Genomic DNA, 19162 nt, shown 5'->3' with positions numbered 1-19162 from the left:
ATCTATCCAATATCTTTAGCAAGATAATGCAGTACACCGCCAAAGACTTTTTCCAGATTTTCGGTAGTAAAGGTGGTTTCGGTTTTTCCAGCAGCAAGTAAGGTGCGGTTTATCATCAATACTTGATCGCAAAAGCTAGGTACGCTGTTTAAATTATGAGTTGAAACTAAAACTAAATGTCCTTCGCTACGCAGTTGCTGCAATAATTCAACGATGGCATTTTCGGTTTTGACATCAACACCGGTAAACGGCTCGTCCAGTAAAATAATCTGACTTTCTTGTGCCAATGCTCGAGCAAGAAACACACGCTTTTTCTGTCCGCCGGAAAGTTCACCGATTTGGCGGTGTTGCAAATGGCAAATATCCACTCGTTCCATCGCTTTCATCACTTTTTGTTTATCAAAAGATGAAGGACGGCGTAGCAATCCCATATAGCCATAACGTCCCATCATAACGACATCGTAAACGGAAACCGGAAATTGCCAATCAACCTCTTCGCTTTGCGGCACATAAGAAACCAGATTTTGTTTCAAAGCTTGTTGAATCGGCATTTGGCTTAACAAAATCGTACCGGTTTGAGGTTTGACTAATCCCATTAAACTTTTAAAGAGCGTGGATTTACCGCCACCATTCACACCGATTAAAGCACAAATTGTGCCGTTTTGAATCTGAAAGGATACGTCATGTAAGGCTAAATGCCCGTTATTATAACGGACACTTAGCTTTTCAACAGAAATAGAGGTTGGAATGGATGCCATATTATTTTTTGCTTTTTTCAAAACCGTCAACAATTGTGCTGATAGTGACTTTTAATAGATCTAAATAAGTTGGAACAAGGCCATCCTTAGTAGAAAGTGAATCAACATATAACACACCGCCGTATAATGCGCCGGTTTCTTTAGCTACTTGTTTCGCCGGTTTATCCGATACGGTACTTTCGCTGAAAACGACAGGAATATGATTTGCTTTTACGCCGTCAATTACTTTCTTCACTTGTTGTGGTGAGCCTTGTTCTTCAGCATTGATTGCCCATAGATAAAGCTCTTTTAATTGATAGTCTTGTGCTAAATAACTAAATGCACCTTCACTGGTTACTAACCAACGTTGTGCTTCCGGAATAACGGATAGACGTTGGCGTAAAGGCTCTGCAATTGCTTTTACTTTTTCAGCGTAAGCTTTAGCATTTTGGTTATAGCTTTCGGCATTGTTCGGATCGTATTTCACTAAAGCGGCACGAATATTTTCAATATATTGCAATGCGTTAGCTGATGACATCCAAGCATGCGGGTTCGGTAAGTTTTTATATTCACCCTCGGTAATTGCGATTGGTGTAATACCTTCGGTTACCACAACAGCCGGTTTACCTTTTACATTTTCAAAGAAACGTTCGAACCAACGCTCTAAATTCATACCATTCCATAAGATAAGATCCGCTTTTTGCGCTTTAGCAATATCTCTAGGGGTCGGTTGGTAATCATGAATTTCTGCACCGGGTTTAGTGATGGATTCCACAATCGCTTTATCGCCAGCAACGTTTTGTGCAATATCTTGAATAACGGTAAATGTAGTAACAACTTTGAATGGTGCTGCTATAGAGAGTGTCGCGCTTAAACCTAATGCAGCCACAAATGCGTGTCTTAAAAATGAAAGTTTCATAGTTTCTCCTTTTTATCATGAATTTTCATCTATGATGAAATTGAGAATAAATCTCAATTAATAATAATTATAAACATTTTATGGGTTTAGGTAAACCGGCAATTTTGGTTGCTTGTTTTGCCGGGCCGTCAGGAAATAAACGTTGTAAATAACGGCTATTTCCTTTCTCTTCACCGAATTTCTGCGCCATCGTTTTAACTAGCATTCGGATTGCTGGTGAGGTTTTGTATTCTTGATAGAAATCACGTACTAGAAAGATAATTTCCCAGTGTTCATTTGTCAGAACAATTTGTTCTTTCTTTGCAATTTCAATCGCAAGCGTTTCTGACCAATCATCAAGGTTAATTAAGTAACCTGAAGCATCTGTCGGATATTTTTGTTCGTTTAATTTAATGTAATACATAAAAAATAAAAAGTGCCACAGGTGTGGCACTTACTCTCTCAAATTTATTTTAGATTAATCGTCACTACCTAATATACCGAAGATTTGTAATAGGCTTAAGAATAGGTTGTATAGAGATACGTATAAATCCACTGTCGCACGGATATAATTCGTTTCGCCACCGTGAATAATATTGCTTGTACCAAGTAAAATCGCACCGCTTGAGAACAGCACAAATAATGCACTCATTGCAAGGCTTAATGCCGGAATTGCTAAGAAAATATTTGCGATGATACCAACAAGTAAGACGACAAATAATGCTATCATCATACCTGATAAAAATGACATATCTTTCTTGGTCGTAAGTACATAAGCCGAACACGCAAAGAATACTAATGCGGTTGCTCCAAGCGCAAGAACAACAAAGTCACCTAAACCTGCACCGATATAGTGGTTTAAAATTGGACCTAAGGTGTAACCTAAAAAGCCGGTTAAAGCAAATACGCTTAAAATACCTGCACCGCTATTCGCAGTCGCATTGGTTAGGAATAATAAACCGTAGAAGCCGATTAATAATCCCCACCATGGTAATACTGGTGCATTCATTGACATTGCCACGAAAGCAATTACTGCTGAAAAGGCTAATGTCATTGAAAGTAATAAATAAGTATTACGTAATACTTTGTGAGTGCTGAGTAACGATTCATCGCTTGCTGCACCGCTAATTACACGATTTTCCATATTGTTTCCTTTAAGTTGAACAAAGTTGCAATTTATATATGAACAAACTTTCATAAATCAAGTGTAAATTAGCGGCAATTTTGCCTAAAGTCAATTGACTTTATCTGTGCAATAGTTAAAAATTTTCTCATGAGTGTGGTACACTTGAAAGACCAAACATTGACTTGCAAGCACTTCTATATGAAACTAAATTTTCCTACCTATTTAACCTTATTTCGGGTAATTCTAATCCCTTTATTTGTGATTGCTTTTTATTTACCAGCCGGTTGGTATTCGCCTGAAATTTCAACGCTTATTTTCTTTATCGCTTCTATTACAGATGCTTTTGATGGTTATTTAGCTCGTAAATGGAACCAAACCACACACTTAGGGGCATTTTTAGATCCTGTTGCGGATAAAGTGTTAGTTGCGGTGGCATTAGTTTGTGTAGTGGAATATTACCATACGTGGTGGATTACCATTCCATCAGCAATTATGATTGCTCGAGAAATTATTATTTCCGCATTAAGAGAATGGATGGCGGAGCTTGGAGAGCGAGCGAGTGTAGCGGTTTCGGTATGGGGCAAATTTAAGACAACAGCACAAATGTTAGCTCTTGGTGGAATGTTATGGCGGTTTAACTTAGCTATGGAAATTCTCGCTTGGGTTCTACTCTATATTGCGGCGGGACTGACGTTATGGTCGATGATTCAATATTTGAAGGCTGCAAAGGGCAGTCTGTTGAGATCATAAGGATAACTTAGATAAATAAGTCGGGAGAATATCCTGTCTTTTGTTTATGTATAGTTATTTATTGAAATGATAATAATTTTTATTTAAAATTAAATTGAAATTTATTTCAAAGGAGACAAATAATGCGTAAATATAAAAAAATAATCTTTCAATTAAGCTTAATTAGTTTAGCCGTTAGCGGCTATGCCTTATGCGGATTAAGCGTATTTAGATACCGTTGAAGTTCAAGCACAGCCTACCGTAAACCACACTCGAAATATTAGTAATTTACGTGAATTATTGGCGAATCGTACTGATGTTAATATTGGCGGAGGTAGCGTTTCCGCACAATATATTTAGATTTGAGAAGCTGGGCAAGATCGTATCGGCATGTCCGTCGATAATACCTCAACTAATACTCAACAATGGTATCATCAAGGTCGTTTTCAATTAGATCTTTCTATGGTGAAATCAATTAAAGTCGATAAAGAAACAAGGCTGCGAGCGCCGGTATTGTATGACGGATGGTGTTATTCATTCTGAAACCGTTTCAGCTAAGGATTTACTCAAAAAACGGCAACACTTTTGGGTCAAGAATCGGCTCGGAAAATACAATAGTAATCAAGGTATTAACGGTTCTCTTTGGCTATATGGGCGAGCGGATAACTTAGATATCTTGTTATGTTATTAAGAAGCTGGGGAAATGATAAAAATTATAAAGCCGACCGAGGTTATTCCGATAAGGTGAATACAAATAGTCGTGTTGTAAATAATACCACTCGCCGCCAAGGTAATTATTTAGCCAAGTTTGGTTATGATCTTATGGAAAAATACCGAATTGGAGCAAGTTTCCGTCAGGAAAATTTCTATGGCAATGGACAAGAGCGTTTTGAAATGATTTTTAATGGGCGTCCTGTCGATGCGAATACGGCAAAGCGTACTTATAATTTAGAGTATATGGGGAAAGATTTTGGCTTAGTGAGAGATATTCAGGCGAATGCGTTTTATATTGATGGGAGGAAGCAACGTGAAGATTATTAAAAGATAAATTAATGGGTTATCAACGCTATTCTAAAACAGAAACTCGTGGTGCTAATTTAGAACTTACCAGTGAGTTAAATAATGAACATCTGTTGAAGGTATTTGGTCTTTAGGTAAAGTACTCATTTTAGCAACGGCCTTACGTTATGATCACTATACTTTAGATACGGCAGGTAAAGTAGATAAAAAAGGTATGCCGATTGCCGGTAAGAAGTCAGTATCTGATAATAAATTGAATCCAAGTTTCGGATTGATTTGGGACGTTACGCCGAATTTTGCTTTAAATGCAAAATTAAATTATGCGAGTCGTAGTCCTATTTTAGCTTCCGCTTATACAGTTACTGATAACCGAGGTTCATTAGATAAAGCGAGAGGGTTGCGTTTTGTCGATCCTAATTTGAAGACTGAGAATGCACGGTTAGCGGAAGTCGGTTTTGAATGGAAATACGACGATTTTAATGTGAAAGGTAATGTGTTTGAACAAAAAGTGAAAAACTTCTATCAATCGAAAGATGGCATTATTGGCAATGCGGGAACGTTAAACACGAAAGGCTATGAAGCGGAATTAGATTATCAATGGAATGCTTTAAAATTAACTGCCGGCGTAGCTTATGCCGATCCTAAGGCTGATTTTGCATTTTCTAACGATCCGCTAAATGTTATTCCTCAAGGTCGCCAATGGAGTACTGGCGTGTCTTATAAATTTGCAGAGCCAAGTTTAGAGCTTGGGTGGTTAGGTCGTTATGCGCAATCTAAAGAATATCAAACTGGCTCAGGCGCAAAAGCGGAAACGAAAAGACGTATCGGATACGGTGTACATGATATTTTTGTTAGCTGGCAGCCACTTAACCAAGATAACTTTAATGTGAATTTCACGGTTAAAAACATTGGTAACAAGTTCTATCGTAGCCATAGCCAAAGAAATAACGCTGTGACACCGCCAAGTCCCGGTCGTGAATTTAAATTGGGTATGAACTATAGTTTTTAAGATATTAGTTTTTGGCTAAATTCATTTGCAAAAGCGGTTATATTTATAACCGCTTGTTTGCTTATATCTGGCATGGCTTATTAAGGAAAGTACCCTAATCATCAAATATTGGTTATCATAGACTTAATTTCTTATTTAACTCGATACTCAATTCTGTTTATGTTTGATGCCAAATCCTTTCTTGCCGATGTACCTCATCTTCCCGGTGTTTACCGCATGTATGATGCGAAAAATACCATTATCTATGTCGGTAAAGCCAAAGATCTTAAAAAACGCTTATCCAGTTATTTTCGTAGCCAGCTCGCCAGTAAGAAAACCGAAGCGTTAGTTGCTAACATTCATCATATTGAAACCACAATTACCCATTCGGAAACGGAAGCGTTACTGCTTGAACATAATTACATTAAAGAGAATCAGCCGAAGTACAACGTGCTTTTGCGTGATGATAAATCCTATCCGTATATTTTACTCACGAAGCATCAACACCCTCGGATAACCTCGTTTCGCGGCAGTAAAAAAATTGCCGGTGAATATTTTGGTCCGTATCCGAATGTAGGTGCAGTGCGTGAAACACTGAACCTACTACAAAAACTATTTCCGATTCGCCAATGTGAAGATAGCTATTATAAGAATCGTTCTCGCCCTTGTTTGCAATACCAAATTGGACGTTGTCTTGCTCCTTGTGTGGAGGGTTATTACTCACAAGCGGAATATGATAACCAAGTGAATCTTGTCCGCTTATTTTTACAAGGAAAAGATGGGCAAGTGATTGAGCATTTGGTACAAAAAATGGAAAGTGCTGCGCAAGATTTGGATTTTGAAGCAGCAGCTCGTTTTCGCGATCAGATTCAATCGGTGCGAGCGGTACAAGAAAAACAATTTGTCTCTAACGAGCGTTTGGATGATCTCGATATTATTTCGATCGCTTATCAGCACGGCATTGCTTGCGTACATATTTTATTTGTGCGTCACGGTAAGGTATTGGGCAATCGTTCCTATTTTCCTAAAGTGCCGAACAATACCGCTTTAACCGAATTGGCAGATACTTTTGTCGGTCAGTTTTATTTACAAATGAACCAACATCGCACGATACCGAATCAAATTATTATTGATCAGCCGTTAAGTGAAGCTGCTGCATTAGCTGATGTATTGTCGGAACAAGCAGGACATAAAGTCAGTATTGCGGATAAAAATATTCGTGGTGATAAGAGCCGCTATTTGGCACTAGCGAAAACCAATGCGGAAGCCGCTCTTACTTTACAGCTTAAACAAGATACGCATATTCGCCAGCGTTATGATTCGCTCAAAGCATTACTCAATTTAGCGGAAATTAAGCGAATGGAGTGTTTCGATATTTCTCATACAATGGGTAATCAAACGGTGGCTTCGTGTGTAGTATTTGATGAAAACGGACCGTTAAAATCAGATTACCGCCGTTTTAATATTGAAGGTATTATCGGCGGTGATGATTATGCAGCAATGGAACAAGCCTTATTAAAACGTTATGACCGTAATTTAGAAGAAGAAAAAATTCCGGATATTATTTTTATTGACGGTGGGAAAGGGCAGCTTAATCGAGCGTTAGAAACCTTTGCTTCGTTAAATGTCAGTTGGGATAAGCGTAAACCGTTATTAATCGGCGTGGCGAAAGGGGTAGAGCGGAAAGCCGGTTTAGAAACCTTATTGATCAGCAAATGGGATAAGGAAATACACTTACCGCCAGACAGTCCTGCTTTGCATTTGATTCAACATATTCGTGATGAATCTCATAATCATGCGATTTCCGGACACCGCAAAAAACGCCAAAAAGCTTTTACGGAGAGTGGATTGGAGTCAATTACCGGGGTGGGAGCAAAACGGCGCCAAGCGTTACTGAAATATCTCGGTGGTATGCAGGGTGTGAAATCCGCCACGTTAGAAGAAATTCAATCCGTTCCCGGCATTTCAAAACAACTTGCCGAAGTGATTTTTGATACGTTACAAAATAGCTAAGTAGCAAGCGGTCGAATTTGTAGAATTTTTTGCAAATTTAACTGCTTGTTTTTACTACATTTATTTAGGGCAAACGTTTGCGTAAGCGTTTGCAAAAGCGTATAATTCGCCCCAATTTTTTTACTTTGAGGCATTTATGCAAAATTTACGTTATCCTGTTGATTCCAAACCTCCTTTCGGATTAACCCTTCTTCTTGCTGCACAACATCTTTTAGCGGCGCTTGGCGGTATTATTGCCGTGCCACTTGTTATCGGTAATGTGCTTAAACTTCCGACTCCAGATACGATTGTATTAGTGAATGCGGCATTATTGGTTTCAGGGATCGTAACCATCATTCAATGCCAAGGTATCGGCCCGATTGGCTTACGTTTACCGAGCGTGATGGGAACCAGCTTTACTTTCGTGGCGGCAGCTTTAGCGATTGGTTTTAGCGAACATGGTGTTGCCGGCATTATGGGCGCTTCGTTAGTCGGCTCATTAGTGATGATTATCGGTAGTTTCTTTATGCCGTATGTGCGTAAATTATTCCCGCCTGTCGTTACCGGTGTGGTGGTTATGATGATCGGTTTAAGCTTAATTCCAGTTGCGGTGGATTGGTTCGCTGGCGGTCAAAAAGGCGATGCACATTATGCGGATCCGGCAAATCTTGCGATGGCGACTTTTGTACTTGTACTGGTTGTGATCTTAGTACAATGGGGTAAAGGTATTTTCTCGGCAGCCGCAATCGTGATCGGTATGATGGTCGGTTATGTTGTGGCATTAGCATTAGGTTGGATCAACTTTGATGCGGTTAAAAATGCAGAGAGTTTTGCTATTCCACAGCCATTGCATTTCGGATTAGCATTTCCAATTTCAGGCATTATTGGGATGTCTATCGCCTATTTAGTGACGATTGTTGAATCAAGCGGTAACTTCTTAGCTTTAGGTAATGCTACGCAAACCGAAATTACCGGTAAGCATTTACGTGGCGGGGTATTATGTGATGGTTTAGGTTCTGCGTTTGCGGCAATTATGTCAACCACGCCATTCTCATCGTTTGCACAAAATATCGGGGTCATTTCGTTGACCGGTGTGGCAAGCCGCTATGTGGTAACGATTATGGGCGTATTACTGGTTTTAGCTGGCGTATTCCCTTGGTTCGGAGCATTAATCGTTTCGATTCCTAGCCCGGTATTAGGCGGTGCGGGCTTAATGATGTTTGCCATGATTATTGCCGCCGGTATCCAAATGTTGGATAAAGTGGAACGTTCAAAACGTAACGGTTTAATTATTGCTATTTCAATCGGTTGCGGTTTAGCGGTGACGACTCGTCCAGAATTATTAGATAAGTTACCGAGCTTCTTTAAAGAGGTATTCGGTTCGGGCATTACGGTCGGATCACTGCTTGCATTAGTGCTAAATCTGATTCTTCCTGAGGATAAGGAATAAATAATTAGTGTAATTGGAAAAACTTACTTGAAATTGGGTAAGTGAAGCCTTATCTTACAAAATAACTTAACGCCACGGTCAAGTGGCGTTTTCTTTTTAGATTATCAATTAAGGAAACAAATTATGACATTACAAGTTACTGACGCAACTTTTGAACAAGAAGTTTTAAAATCTGACGTTCCGGTACTATTAGATTTCTGGGCGCCATGGTGTGGTCCTTGCCGTATGGTTGCGCCAATTTTAGATGAATTATCAGAAGAGTTTGCTGGTCGTGCAAAAATTGCTAAAGTAAATGTGGATGAGAACCAACAAATCCCTGCACAATTCGGTATTCGTTCAATCCCGACATTAATTCTTTTCAAAAATGGTGAAGTGGTTGCAACTCAAGTTGGCGCATTACCAAAATCACAATTAAGTGCATTTGTTGAACAAGCACTTTAATTTTTATTTCGAGAAAGGGCGAAGTTGGTTCGCCCTTTTTCATTTGCAAAAAAATTGTTAAAAAAGACCGCTTTAGGCTAATAAAGCCTAGCAATATCAAGCACAAATAGGTACAATCTTCCAGTTACACTTTTTTACAATTGGTAAGAGTAGATTCGAGGGCTTAGCCCCTATTCTTTGGAGAAATTTATGTCGTGGAATGAACCAGGCAATCAACAAGACCCATGGGGTAAGCCGGGTCAAAAGAAGCCTGAGCAGCAAGGTTCACAACAAGAGCCAAATAAGCAAAATAATCGCCAAGAGCCGCCGGATTTAGAGGAAGCTTTTAGTTCTTTATTAAAGAAAATGGGTGGTAATAAAGATAATAATTCTGCCCCTTCGCAAAATTTTGGTAAATTTCTACCGCTTGCTTTGATTTTCGCTGCCATTGTATGGGGCGTATCAGGCTTTTATACGGTTAAAGAAGCCGAGCGTGGCGTAGTAACCCGTTTCGGTAAACTTCATAACATCGTAATGCCGGGTTTAAACTGGAAACCAACCTTAGTTGATGAAGTGACACCGGTAAATATTGAGCGAGTTTCCGAATTGAAAACCAGTGGCTCAATGCTGACACAAGATGAAAATATGGTACAGGTTGAAATGACCGTTCAGTACCGTGTTGAAGATCCGGCTAAATATCTATTTAGCGTGCGTGATGCGGATGATAGCTTAAAACAAGCGACCGACAGCGCGTTACGTTATGTGATCGGCCATATGTCGATGGACGATATTTTAACTACCGGTCGTGCGACAGTACGTGAGAAAACTTGGCAAACCTTGCGTGATATCATCAAGACTTATGATATGGGGTTATTAGTCACTGACGTAAACTTCCAATCTGCTCGTCCGCCGGAAGAGGTGAAAGACGCGTTTGATGATGCGATCAAAGCGCAAGAAGACGAACAGCGTTTAATCCGTGAAGCGGAGGCTTATGCACGTGGTCGTGAGCCGATTGCACGTGGTCAAGCACAACGTATCGTAGAACAAGCAACGGCATATAAAGATCAAGTTGTATTGGAAGCGAAAGGTGAAGTAGAGCGTTTTTCTGAACTGTTACCGGAATATAAAGCTGCGCCGAAAGTAATGCGTGAGCGTTTATATATCGAAACGATGGAAAAAGTAATGAAAAACACGCCGAAAGTGATTATGGACGGTAATGGCAATAATTTAAATGTGTTACCAATGGATAAATTATTGGCTAAACCGGCTGCTTCTGAATCAGTAAGACAAGTCGCGCCTATCGTTATTCAGCAACCGCAAGTTGTTACGCCGGCTCAAACACATTCTGTACCTAGTTCACAAACTAGTACGCAAAATGCAGAACCGGTACGTAAAGGGAGATTTTAATAATGCGTAAATTATTATTACCTGTTTTAGCGCTTGTGGGATTTATTGTACTTTCTTGTGTAACGATTGTGCCGGAAGGCTATCGTGGCATTATGTTACGCTTTAATAAAGTACATCGTGATTCAGACCAAAAAGTGGTGGTTTATGCACCGGGTTTACACTTTAAAGCGCCGTTTATTGATAGCCTAAAAGTGTTGGATGCGCGTATTCAAATTTTAGATGGTCAAGAAGATCGCTTTGTGACGGTTGAGAAAAAAGACTTATTAGTTGATTCTTACGTAAAATGGCGTATCAGTGATTTCGGTCAATTCTATACCGCAACCGGTGGTGATGCGCAACGTGCTTCGGATTTGTTAAAACGTAAAGTGGGTGATCGTTTACGTTCTGAAATCGGTTCTCGTACGATTAAAGATATTGTATCGGGTTCTCGTGGTGAATTGATGGCGGGCGCGCAAAAAGCATTAAATGATGGTGATGATGGTGCTGAGAAACTTGGTATTGAAGTGGTTGACGTACGTGTAAAACAGATCAACCTACCGAATGAAGTTTCATCTTCAATTTATCAGCGTATGCGTGCAGAACGTGCTGCAGTTGCAAGCGAACATCGCTCACAAGGTGAAGAGAAAGCTGAAATTATTCGTGCCGAAGTAGATAAGAAAGTGGTTCTTATTGAAGCGCAAGCGAAGAAAACTGCCGAAACTTTACGCGGTGAAGGTGACGCACAAGCTGCAAAAATTTATGCAGACGCATTCAGCCAAGAGCCGGAGTTTTATAGCTTCGTTCGTAGCTTAAAAGCATACGAAAACAGCTTTGCGAAAGATCAAAGCAATATGATGCTACTTAAATCGGATAGCGAGTTCTTCCGCTTTATGAAAGCACCGACAAAATAACTGTATCTATAAGGCCCGATCTATATCGGGTCTTTAATTTTTCATTTACTACAGCGAAAACACCGAAGGAGACATAGTGTGCAAGTGGTTAAATTTACAAATTCTGCAAAAAATTAGACCGCTTGTTTAGTGTTTTTTGTGTATTCGGTAGTAGAAAATCCATTCATATTAACAAAAAGAGGCAATTCCTATGGGTAAAAGTGTTGCTATTCTCGGCGCTCAGTGGGGCGATGAAGGGAAAGGTAAAATCGTAGATTTATTAACAGACCGTGTAAAATACGTGGTTCGTTATCAAGGTGGTCACAATGCAGGCCATACCTTAATTATCAATGGTGAAAAAACTGTTCTTCGTCTTATTCCAAGCGGTATTTTACGTGATAATGTAACCTGCTTAATCGGTAACGGTGTAGTGCTTTCTCCGGAAGCATTAATGAAAGAAATGGGTGAATTAGAAGCACGTGGTATTAACGTTCGTGAGCGTTTAAAAATTTCAGAAGCTTGCCCATTAATTCTTCCTTACCATGTTGCAATGGATCACGCGCGTGAAGTGGCACTAGGTAAAAATAAAATTGGTACAACCGGTCGTGGTATCGGTCCGGCATACGAAGATAAAGTTGCTCGCCGTGGTTTACGTGTAAGCGATTTATTTGACAAAGAAGCGTTTGCTGAAAAATTAAAAGATATTTTAGATTACTATAACTTCCAATTAGTGCATTACTACAAAGTTGAGCCGGTAGATTTCCAAAAAACTTTAGACGATGTATTTGCGGTAGCTGACGTGATTAAAGGTATGGTTGCGGACGTAACAACTTTACTTCACGAAGCACGTAAAGACGGTGTGAATATTTTATTCGAAGGTGCGCAAGGCACAATGTTAGATATCGACCACGGCACATATCCATTTGTAACCAGTTCAAATACTACGGCAGGTGGTGTTGCAACCGGTTCAGGTTTTGGTCCTCGTAATCTTGACTATGTATTAGGTATCATTAAAGCATACTGTACTCGTGTTGGTAGTGGTCCGTTCACAACAGAATTATTTGATGAAGTTGGTGCGGAAATCGCACGTAAAGGTAACGAGTTTGGTGCGGTAACTGGTCGTCCACGCCGTTGTGGTTGGTTTGATGCGGTAGCAGTGCGCCGTGCAGTACAAATTAACTCAATTTCTGGCTTCTGTATGACAAAATTAGACGTATTAGATGGCTTTGAAGAGTTAAAAATCTGTACCGCATACAAAATGCCAAACGGTGAAATCGTAGAATACGCACCGATGGCGGCGAAAGATTGGGAAGGTGTTGAGCCGATTTACGAAACAATGCCGGGCTGGTCTGAAAACACCTTCCGTGTAACTAAACGTGAAGAGTTACCACAAGCAGCATTAGATTACATCAAACGTATTGAAGAGCTTGTTGGTGTGCCGGTTGATATTCTTTCAACTGGTCCGGATCGTGTGGAAACAATGATCTTACGTGACCCGTTTGCGGCGTAATTTCGTTTAAATTTTAGGTTGTTTTCTTACCACGGAAAACACGGAGTTCACGGAATTTTCTGTGTATTCTGTGCTTTCCGTGGTAATTGTTTTTTGATATCTGCCTAGAAAATCGGTTCAATTTGCAAATTTTTAGCGAAATTTAACCGCTTGTTTGGGCAACTTATTTTCCGTAGTGAAACCGAAAAATGAAATTTATTATTAAACTTTTCCCTGAAATTATGATTAAAAGCGATTCGGTTCGTAAACGCTTTATCAAAATTTTGACCTCAAATATCCGCAATGTTTTATTGCGTGAAACTGAAAATGTGGCGGTAATTCGTAACTGGGATTTTATTGAAGTACGAGCCAAAGTGGCAGAAGAAGTACCGATGGTGTTGGAATTACTGAAATGTACGCCAGGCATTCACCACATTTTAGAAGTGGAAGAAATGCCGTTTACTACGATGCACGGTATTTTTGAAAATACATTGGCAAAAGTACGTGATGAATTGGAAGGTAAAACGTTCTGCGTGCGTGTACGTCGTAAAGGTAAGCACGAATTCCGTTCATTAGATGTAGAAAAATATGTGGGTGGCGGTTTAAATCAACATATTGAATCGGCTCGGGTGAAATTAACCAAGCCGGATGTAACCGTGCGTATTGATATTGACGGCGATAAAATGTTGCTGATCAATGCTCGTCACGAAGGTTTAGGCGGTTATCCGATCGGTACGCAAGAAGATGTATTATCGCTTATTTCCGGCGGCTTTGATTCAGGCGTATCAAGTTATATGCTGATTCGCCGTGGTTCACGTGTACATTACTGCTTCTTTAATTTAGGTGGTGCGGCGCACGAAATCGGTGTAAAACAAATGGCATACCATATTTGGAGCCGTTACAGCACCTCGCATAAAGTGCGCTTTGTGGCGATTAATTTTGAAAATGTAGTCGGCGAAATTTTAGAGAAAGTCGACAACGGTCAAATGGGCGTAGTGTTAAAACGTATGATGGTGCGTGCTGCCAGCAAAATTGCTGAGCGTTTCGATATCCAAGCGATCGTAACCGGCGAAGCGCTAGGTCAGGTTTCCAGCCAAACCTTAACCAATTTACGTTTAATCGACAAAGCGTCTGATACATTGGTATTACGTCCGTTAATCACGCACGATAAAGAACAAATTATCGCAATGGCAAAAGAAATCGGCACCGATGATATTGCTAAATCTATGCCGGAATTTTGTGGCGTCATCTCGAAAAATCCAACCGTCAAAGCGATTGAAAGCAAAATTGTGGAAGAAGAAGGGCATTTCAATTTTGAAGTGTTGGAACAAGCGGTAGCAAATGCACAGTTCCTTGATATTCGTGAGATCGCTCAACAAACGGAACAAGAAGTTGTGTCGGTTGAAACCACTTCTGAATTAACGGAAAACGATATTATTTTAGATATTCGCAGCCCGGAAGAAACCGATGAAACTCCGTTTAGTTTGGACGGTGTAGAAGTAAAATTAATGCCGTTCTATAAGCTGTCAAGCCAATTTGCTTCATTGGATCAATCGAAAAGCTACTTACTTTACTGCCAGCGTGGGGTAATGAGCAAATTACAAGCGCTTTATCTCAAAGAGAATGGCTTTAGTAATGTAAAAGTGTTCCGACACTAATTATTTAGTACGTTAAAAGCGGTCATTTTTTGCAAAAGTTTTGCAGAATTTGACCGCTTTTTTGTTACGCTATATTTTCCAAATTAGCAAAACTCATTTAATTTTATGTTGCTTTTTCATCAAAAATAAATCCATAAAATAGCCTCCAACAAAGCAATGATATGGAGAACTAAAATGAATCCTAAATACAGCCCATTATTTACCCCTTACACACTCAACAATGGCGTAGAAATCAAAAATCGCCTAACCGTTGCCCCTTTAACCATTTACGATTCAGGTGAAGACGGCGAGATGACGGAAGCAGGTCGCCGTTTTTGGCAAAATCGCTTTGAAGGTTTTGGCTTGTTTATTATGCCCTTTACCAACGTTCACCCAAGTGGCATTGGCTTTGAAAGTCCGAACGCTTTTGATGAACGCCATTTACCTACCTTGCATGAATATGCAGAAATCGCTCACGCACAAAGGACAAAAGCGGTGGTACAGATTGCTCATTCAGGCAGTCGTGCCGAACGCTCAATGACTCAAGGACACGATGTTATCGCTCCAACTGGCGATTTGTACGGACGATTCCGCACGATGACAGAACAGGAAGTGTGGGAAATGGTGGACAGTTTCGCTTATGCCGCAGAATTAGTGATGAAAGCAAGCTTTGACGGTGTGGAAATTCACGGCGCAAATGGCTGGCTTATTCAACAATTTATGTCGGCAGCAACCAATCTTCGCACGGATTACTGGGGTGGTAGTTTAGAAAAACGAATGCGTTTTCCGCTCGCGATTGTGGATAAAATTGATGAAATGCGTAAAAAATATAACCGCCCTGATTTCATCATTGGCTACCGTTTCTCGCCTGAAGAACCAGGGGAAGACGGTATTACGATGAAAGAAACCCTCGCATTAGTGGACGCATTGTTGGAAAAACCGTTGCAATATTTGCACATTTCATTGTGGGATTTTTACAAAAAAGTTCGCCGAGGGGCGGATACTAATCTTACCCGAGTGCAAGTGGTACACGACCGTATCAACGGACGAATGCCGTTCTTTGCCTCAGGTAATTTGTACACCGCAGACGATATGCTTAACGCCTACCAAACAGGCTGGGTGGAAAGCGTTTCAATCGGTAAAAGCATTATGCTCAACCCGAATCTCGTGGAACTGATCCAGACTGGACGAGAAGCAGAAATTGAAAGCACTTTCGACTGGGAAAAAACAGATTACTACCGCTACACCCCAGCAATGCTACAAGGCACAATGGCTGGCACGGATTTCTTCCCACCGTCAAAACAAAATGGTGTGAGATATAGAACCAATCATTTTTAAATGAAGGAATGCCGTCGCTAATCTTATCAGCATAAGACGCTCCCTATTATGTGGGTATTCTTAAACAACGACATCGTAAAATAGCAAATAGTCTGAGAAGTGATGTTCTCAGGCTTTTTTGTTTGGTTTGAGAAAGATAGTTAAGGATTACAAGCGGTGGAATTTTGGTAAAAATTTGCAGATTTTTAAACTCCCTTTGGGAGAAATGCCGTCTGAAATTTCAGACGGCGTTTATTAACCTATATATTACGGACAATCCACCTAAAAATCATCCACCAAGCATAGACGCTGTAAATTGAATCACTTTTCTCATCATCTAGTAAACCATGCCCAACTTCATTTCTTAGATTTGGACCTAGTGAGCTAGAAAATACAGCCTGTAATTCAAACCAAAGATCATTACCTAAAATATCTTTAGCTTCAGGTTTATCTAATAAAGATGATAATCCTATTTCATGCTCAATATGATCAACACCAATCGTTGTTGTAGTTACCTCTTCCGATTTTAATAACTGTCTGACCATATTTTCTACTTGGGGAGCAAGTAGGTGGATTGCAGTTCTAAAATCGCCATCAAAACCTTGATATAAAGCATTTGCGGTGAGTATTTCTCGTTTTTCTGGAACGATTTTTGATAAACGACATAGATCAATTAAAAAATCTTTAGGAATAATATGCTCTTGCCAAATTTGTTGTAATGCAGGAAATATACAACCTTGAGTCGAAATTTGCATCCTTATAGCAAAATTTCTAAAAGCTGTTTTTAATAATACTTCATCTTCATTACCTTCGGACAATACAGGTATATTTTCAATTTCTCTTCCATCTGGTGAAATAGCCGTAAAACCAGTAATATGAGAAAATATAGACCTATGAATACCCTTTTGAGTATCTTCCATAAATTTTTCATAATTGACTCTTGGCGTAACACCTGAAAAATACATTAAAGTTTCGAATATAGTTTTCTTATTTCTTACATGGGTTTTACTTTGTACTTGTAATTCACTAATATCTATTGGCTTAGTTGATATTAGTTTTAATTCATTAGGTATTAATTGCCCTATTTCAGTAATTTTACTATTGATGCGTTCTAGCGAAGCATCTACATTAAACTTTTCACGATATTTATTTGGAATTTTACGATAATAATTAAGAGCTAACTTGTAAAAATGAGTAGCAGCCATACCGCTATCCTTTTGTCGAGAATCTCCTTAAAAGCATATATGTCAGGTTGAAAATATTCATCACATATATTGATGGATATATAATTCTCAACAGCTACTTGAAGATTTTGTATATCTTTAGGAGATGAATATGTCCATAAAATATCCGAAATTCTTGCCTTTAATTGTGGTTGATTTATCTTTTTAAGAACATTCTTCATATAGTCTAATTGTTCATTATTTAGATCATATGGCATAAATGAACGCTTATTTCCCAAAGTGGCTAATGGTACAAATGGTGCATTTCTACTCTCAAAACTTAGCATAGGTGAACATAAATCGGCTAAAAAATGTAATGAATTTTTTACTGATTCTTCATCTACATTATTACCTTTTTCTCTTAAATATGTTGATAGATATACCATCGTAAATTGTTCATCTAACGAAAGTTCATTAAAAATATCGTTTAAAATATCAACCAATTTTTCGGTTGAACAGTAAGCATTACTTGTCATATATATCCCTTCTAATTCCCCAACAAAAACGCCCCAATATGCTGATGTACAATCCCATCTATATTTTCCTGCCAAAAATCATCCATCGTAATCACATATTTCGGGTGGTTATCGGCAATGGCTTGCAGGGGCGAAAATTCTCGTTGGATGGTTTGTTCGCTTTCTAGTTTATAGGCAACTTGAATGTAGAGCTTTTCGTTCTGTTTTTGAGCGACAAAATCAATTTCTTTTGTGCCGAGTTTGCCGATGTAAACTTGATAACCACGGCGTTTGAGTTCAAGATAAACCAAATTTTCCAAAATGCCTGCTATCAGACTAGTACGAAAGCCCATAGTGGCGTAGAGCAAAGAGACATCGCCCAAATAGAATTTTTCTTGGGTTTTCAGAATTTCTTTACCTTTCACATCAAAGCGTTCTACTCGGTGCAAAATAAACGCACTTTCTAAGGCTTTCAAATAGTTATAAACGGTGTTTAAGTCCACTTTACGTTGTTGGCTTTTGAAATAATCAGCGACATTTTTGCCCGAAAACGTGTTGCCGATGTTGTCAAACGCATATTTCACAATCCGCTCCAACAGCTCCACATCACGGATTTTATGGCGTTGCACGGTATCGCGTAAAATCACAGACGCATAAATATCTTGCACGATTTTATACGCAACTTCTTGCGGATAGTCCGCTGTATGCACCATTGGAAAGCCACCTTTTTGCAAATATTCATTGAAAAGTGCGGTGGAATTTTCAATATTTGTTTGCGAATAGCCTGCTTTAAAATCCAAAAATTCCTTGTAGGAAAGCGTGAAAATCGGGATTTCTACATAACGCCCCGCAAGATAAGTAGAAAGTTCGGACGACAACAAGTGCGAATTAGAACCAGTGATGTACAAATCCAAATGAAAATCCACCATAAACGCATTGACCGCCTTTTCCCAATCAGCCACTTCCTGAATTTCATCAAGCAACAAATAGTATTTCTCGGCAGTTTGAATTTTTTCCTTCACAAAGGCATAAAGCTTATCGGCGGTTTTGTACTCGCTAAATGCAAAGCTCTCAAAGTTGATATGAATGATTTGTTGTGCATTAACACCTTGGGCAATCAGTTCGGCTTGTAGCAATTTCATTACCGTTGATTTACCTGAACGGCGAATGCCTGTAATCACTTTAATTAAGGGCGTATTGATAAAAGGTTTGAGCTGTTGGAGATAATTTGGACGGTTAATCATAGCAAAATCTTTTTGGTTATACTCTAAATTACTGCTAATTCTACTATTTTATTTTGGTTATAACCATAAAAAGTTTTGATTATTTGGTTTTTCAGACGGCATTGTTTTACCCCTATATTTTCCAAATCAGCAAAACTTATTTAACTCTCCATTGCTTTTTC

General features: G+C 39.3%; 18 protein-coding genes. 11 read left to right on the top strand and 7 right to left on the bottom strand.

The window, feature by feature from the left end; all coding sequences use genetic code 11:
* Window positions 1–2 precede the first annotated feature (2 nt).
* From C228_RS0110315 to C228_RS0110300, 4 genes are all read right to left on the bottom strand, one after another.
* Window positions 3–758, bottom strand: coding sequence for a metal ABC transporter ATP-binding protein (locus C228_RS0110315; protein WP_018652544.1), 756 nt, complete (start codon window positions 756–758; stop codon window positions 3–5).
* Window position 759: 1 nt separating this feature from the next.
* Complete coding sequence (locus tag C228_RS0110310; RefSeq protein WP_018652543.1) at window positions 760–1656, bottom strand: metal ABC transporter substrate-binding protein; 897 nt, start codon at window positions 1654–1656, stop codon at window positions 760–762.
* Window positions 1657–1723: 67 nt separating this feature from the next.
* Window positions 1724–2059, bottom strand: coding sequence for a TusE/DsrC/DsvC family sulfur relay protein (locus C228_RS0110305; protein ID WP_018652542.1), 336 nt, complete (start codon window positions 2057–2059; stop codon window positions 1724–1726).
* Window positions 2060–2113: 54 nt separating this feature from the next.
* Window positions 2114–2779, bottom strand: a complete 666-nt coding sequence (locus C228_RS0110300; protein ID WP_018652541.1) for a Bax inhibitor-1 family protein — start codon at window positions 2777–2779, stop codon at window positions 2114–2116.
* Between the two features lie 180 nt (window positions 2780–2959).
* Here C228_RS0110300 and pgsA point away from each other — a divergent pair, with 180 nt between their 5' ends.
* The 11 genes from pgsA to C228_RS0110245 all read left to right on the top strand — a co-directional run bounded on the left by pgsA (window position 2960) and on the right by C228_RS0110245 (window position 16100).
* A complete protein-coding gene (gene pgsA, locus C228_RS0110295) occupies window positions 2960–3511 on the top strand; it encodes a CDP-diacylglycerol--glycerol-3-phosphate 3-phosphatidyltransferase (RefSeq protein ID WP_018652540.1) in 552 nt (183 codons plus the stop codon).
* Window positions 3512–4171: 660 nt separating this feature from the next.
* Window positions 4172–4531: a hypothetical protein gene (locus C228_RS14885; RefSeq protein WP_018652537.1), complete on the top strand. Its 360-nt coding sequence runs from the start codon at window positions 4172–4174 to the stop codon at window positions 4529–4531.
* Window positions 4532–4631: 100 nt separating this feature from the next.
* Entirely contained in the window at window positions 4632–5519 is an 888-nt protein-coding gene (locus C228_RS14880) for a TonB-dependent receptor domain-containing protein (RefSeq protein WP_342662626.1), read from the top strand.
* Window positions 5520–5678: 159 nt separating this feature from the next.
* A complete protein-coding gene (gene uvrC / locus C228_RS0110285; protein WP_026313282.1) occupies window positions 5679–7511 on the top strand; it encodes an excinuclease ABC subunit UvrC in 1833 nt (610 codons plus the stop codon).
* Window positions 7512–7647: 136 nt separating this feature from the next.
* Window positions 7648–8940 (top strand): nucleobase:cation symporter-2 family protein, encoded by a 1293-nt coding sequence (locus C228_RS0110275; RefSeq protein ID WP_018652532.1) that lies wholly within the window; start codon window positions 7648–7650, stop codon window positions 8938–8940.
* Window positions 8941–9063: 123 nt separating this feature from the next.
* Window positions 9064–9381: a thioredoxin gene (gene trxA, locus C228_RS0110270; protein ID WP_005597935.1), complete on the top strand. Its 318-nt coding sequence runs from the start codon at window positions 9064–9066 to the stop codon at window positions 9379–9381.
* A 189-nt stretch (window positions 9382–9570) separates the two neighbouring features.
* A complete protein-coding gene (gene hflK, locus C228_RS0110265) occupies window positions 9571–10767 on the top strand; it encodes an FtsH protease activity modulator HflK (RefSeq protein ID WP_018652531.1) in 1197 nt (398 codons plus the stop codon).
* Window positions 10768–10769: 2 nt separating this feature from the next.
* Window positions 10770–11657, top strand: a complete 888-nt coding sequence (hflC, locus tag C228_RS0110260) for a protease modulator HflC (RefSeq protein ID WP_018652530.1) — start codon at window positions 10770–10772, stop codon at window positions 11655–11657.
* 190 nt (window positions 11658–11847) lie between these two features.
* The gene (purA, locus tag C228_RS0110255; RefSeq protein WP_018652529.1) at window positions 11848–13146 is read left to right on the top strand and encodes an adenylosuccinate synthase; all 1299 of its coding nucleotides are present in this window, start codon (window positions 11848–11850) and stop codon (window positions 13144–13146) included.
* Between the two features lie 188 nt (window positions 13147–13334).
* Window positions 13335–14783, top strand: a complete 1449-nt coding sequence (thiI, locus tag C228_RS0110250) for a tRNA uracil 4-sulfurtransferase ThiI (RefSeq protein ID WP_018652528.1) — start codon at window positions 13335–13337, stop codon at window positions 14781–14783.
* 174 nt (window positions 14784–14957) lie between these two features.
* On the top strand, window positions 14958–16100 hold the full coding sequence (locus C228_RS0110245; RefSeq protein ID WP_018652527.1) for an NADH-dependent flavin oxidoreductase: 1143 nt from the start codon (window positions 14958–14960) through the stop codon (window positions 16098–16100).
* 239 nt (window positions 16101–16339) lie between these two features.
* On the opposite strand, the gene C228_RS13640 is transcribed toward C228_RS0110245, so the two are convergent.
* Genes C228_RS13640 through C228_RS0110235 form a run of 3 tightly spaced genes read right to left on the bottom strand, consistent with a single transcriptional unit; the run spans window position 16340 to window position 19001 of the window.
* The gene (locus tag C228_RS13640) at window positions 16340–17284 is read right to left on the bottom strand and encodes a DUF4209 domain-containing protein (protein WP_245552766.1); all 945 of its coding nucleotides are present in this window, start codon (window positions 17282–17284) and stop codon (window positions 16340–16342) included.
* On the bottom strand, window positions 17257–17853 hold the full coding sequence (locus C228_RS14875; protein WP_245552765.1) for a DUF7380 domain-containing protein: 597 nt from the start codon (window positions 17851–17853) through the stop codon (window positions 17257–17259). The genes C228_RS13640 and C228_RS14875 overlap by 28 nt, the downstream gene beginning before the upstream one ends.
* Window positions 17790–19001, bottom strand: coding sequence for an ATP-binding protein (locus C228_RS0110235; RefSeq protein ID WP_018652526.1), 1212 nt, complete (start codon window positions 18999–19001; stop codon window positions 17790–17792). The genes C228_RS14875 and C228_RS0110235 overlap by 64 nt, the downstream gene beginning before the upstream one ends.
* Window positions 19002–19162 lie beyond the last annotated feature (161 nt).

Origin of the sequence: Actinobacillus capsulatus DSM 19761 (assembly GCF_000374285.1) — a bacterium.
Lineage (GTDB): Bacteria > Pseudomonadota > Gammaproteobacteria > Enterobacterales > Pasteurellaceae > Actinobacillus > Actinobacillus capsulatus.
Note: the sequence above shows the minus strand (reverse complement) of the source record. Positions and strands in the feature narration are given on the sequence as shown.

What these genes read in the sequence shown, in the direction of transcription:
- pgsA (WP_018652540.1), top strand. Translation starts at nt 2,960, where the DNA reads ATGAAACTAAATTTTCCTACCTATTTAACCTTATTTCGGGTAATTCTA.
- uvrC (WP_026313282.1), top strand. Translation starts at nt 5,679, where the DNA reads ATGTTTGATGCCAAATCCTTTCTTGCCGATGTACCTCATCTTCCCGGT.
- trxA (WP_005597935.1), top strand. Translation starts at nt 9,064, where the DNA reads ATGACATTACAAGTTACTGACGCAACTTTTGAACAAGAAGTTTTAAAA.
- thiI (WP_018652528.1), top strand. Translation starts at nt 13,335, where the DNA reads ATGAAATTTATTATTAAACTTTTCCCTGAAATTATGATTAAAAGCGAT.
- purA (WP_018652529.1), top strand. Translation starts at nt 11,848, where the DNA reads ATGGGTAAAAGTGTTGCTATTCTCGGCGCTCAGTGGGGCGATGAAGGG.
- C228_RS0110315 (WP_018652544.1), bottom strand. Translation starts at nt 758, where the DNA reads ATGGCATCCATTCCAACCTCTATTTCTGTTGAAAAGCTAAGTGTCCGT.
- C228_RS0110245 (WP_018652527.1), top strand. Translation starts at nt 14,958, where the DNA reads ATGAATCCTAAATACAGCCCATTATTTACCCCTTACACACTCAACAAT.
- C228_RS0110305 (WP_018652542.1), bottom strand. Translation starts at nt 2,059, where the DNA reads ATGTATTACATTAAATTAAACGAACAAAAATATCCGACAGATGCTTCA.
- hflK (WP_018652531.1), top strand. Translation starts at nt 9,571, where the DNA reads ATGTCGTGGAATGAACCAGGCAATCAACAAGACCCATGGGGTAAGCCG.
- C228_RS0110300 (WP_018652541.1), bottom strand. Translation starts at nt 2,779, where the DNA reads ATGGAAAATCGTGTAATTAGCGGTGCAGCAAGCGATGAATCGTTACTC.
- C228_RS13640 (WP_245552766.1), bottom strand. Translation starts at nt 17,284, where the DNA reads ATGGCTGCTACTCATTTTTACAAGTTAGCTCTTAATTATTATCGTAAA.
- C228_RS14885 (WP_018652537.1), top strand. Translation starts at nt 4,172, where the DNA reads ATGTTATTAAGAAGCTGGGGAAATGATAAAAATTATAAAGCCGACCGA.
- C228_RS0110235 (WP_018652526.1), bottom strand. Translation starts at nt 19,001, where the DNA reads ATGATTAACCGTCCAAATTATCTCCAACAGCTCAAACCTTTTATCAAT.
- C228_RS0110275 (WP_018652532.1), top strand. Translation starts at nt 7,648, where the DNA reads ATGCAAAATTTACGTTATCCTGTTGATTCCAAACCTCCTTTCGGATTA.
- hflC (WP_018652530.1), top strand. Translation starts at nt 10,770, where the DNA reads ATGCGTAAATTATTATTACCTGTTTTAGCGCTTGTGGGATTTATTGTA.
- C228_RS0110310 (WP_018652543.1), bottom strand. Translation starts at nt 1,656, where the DNA reads ATGAAACTTTCATTTTTAAGACACGCATTTGTGGCTGCATTAGGTTTA.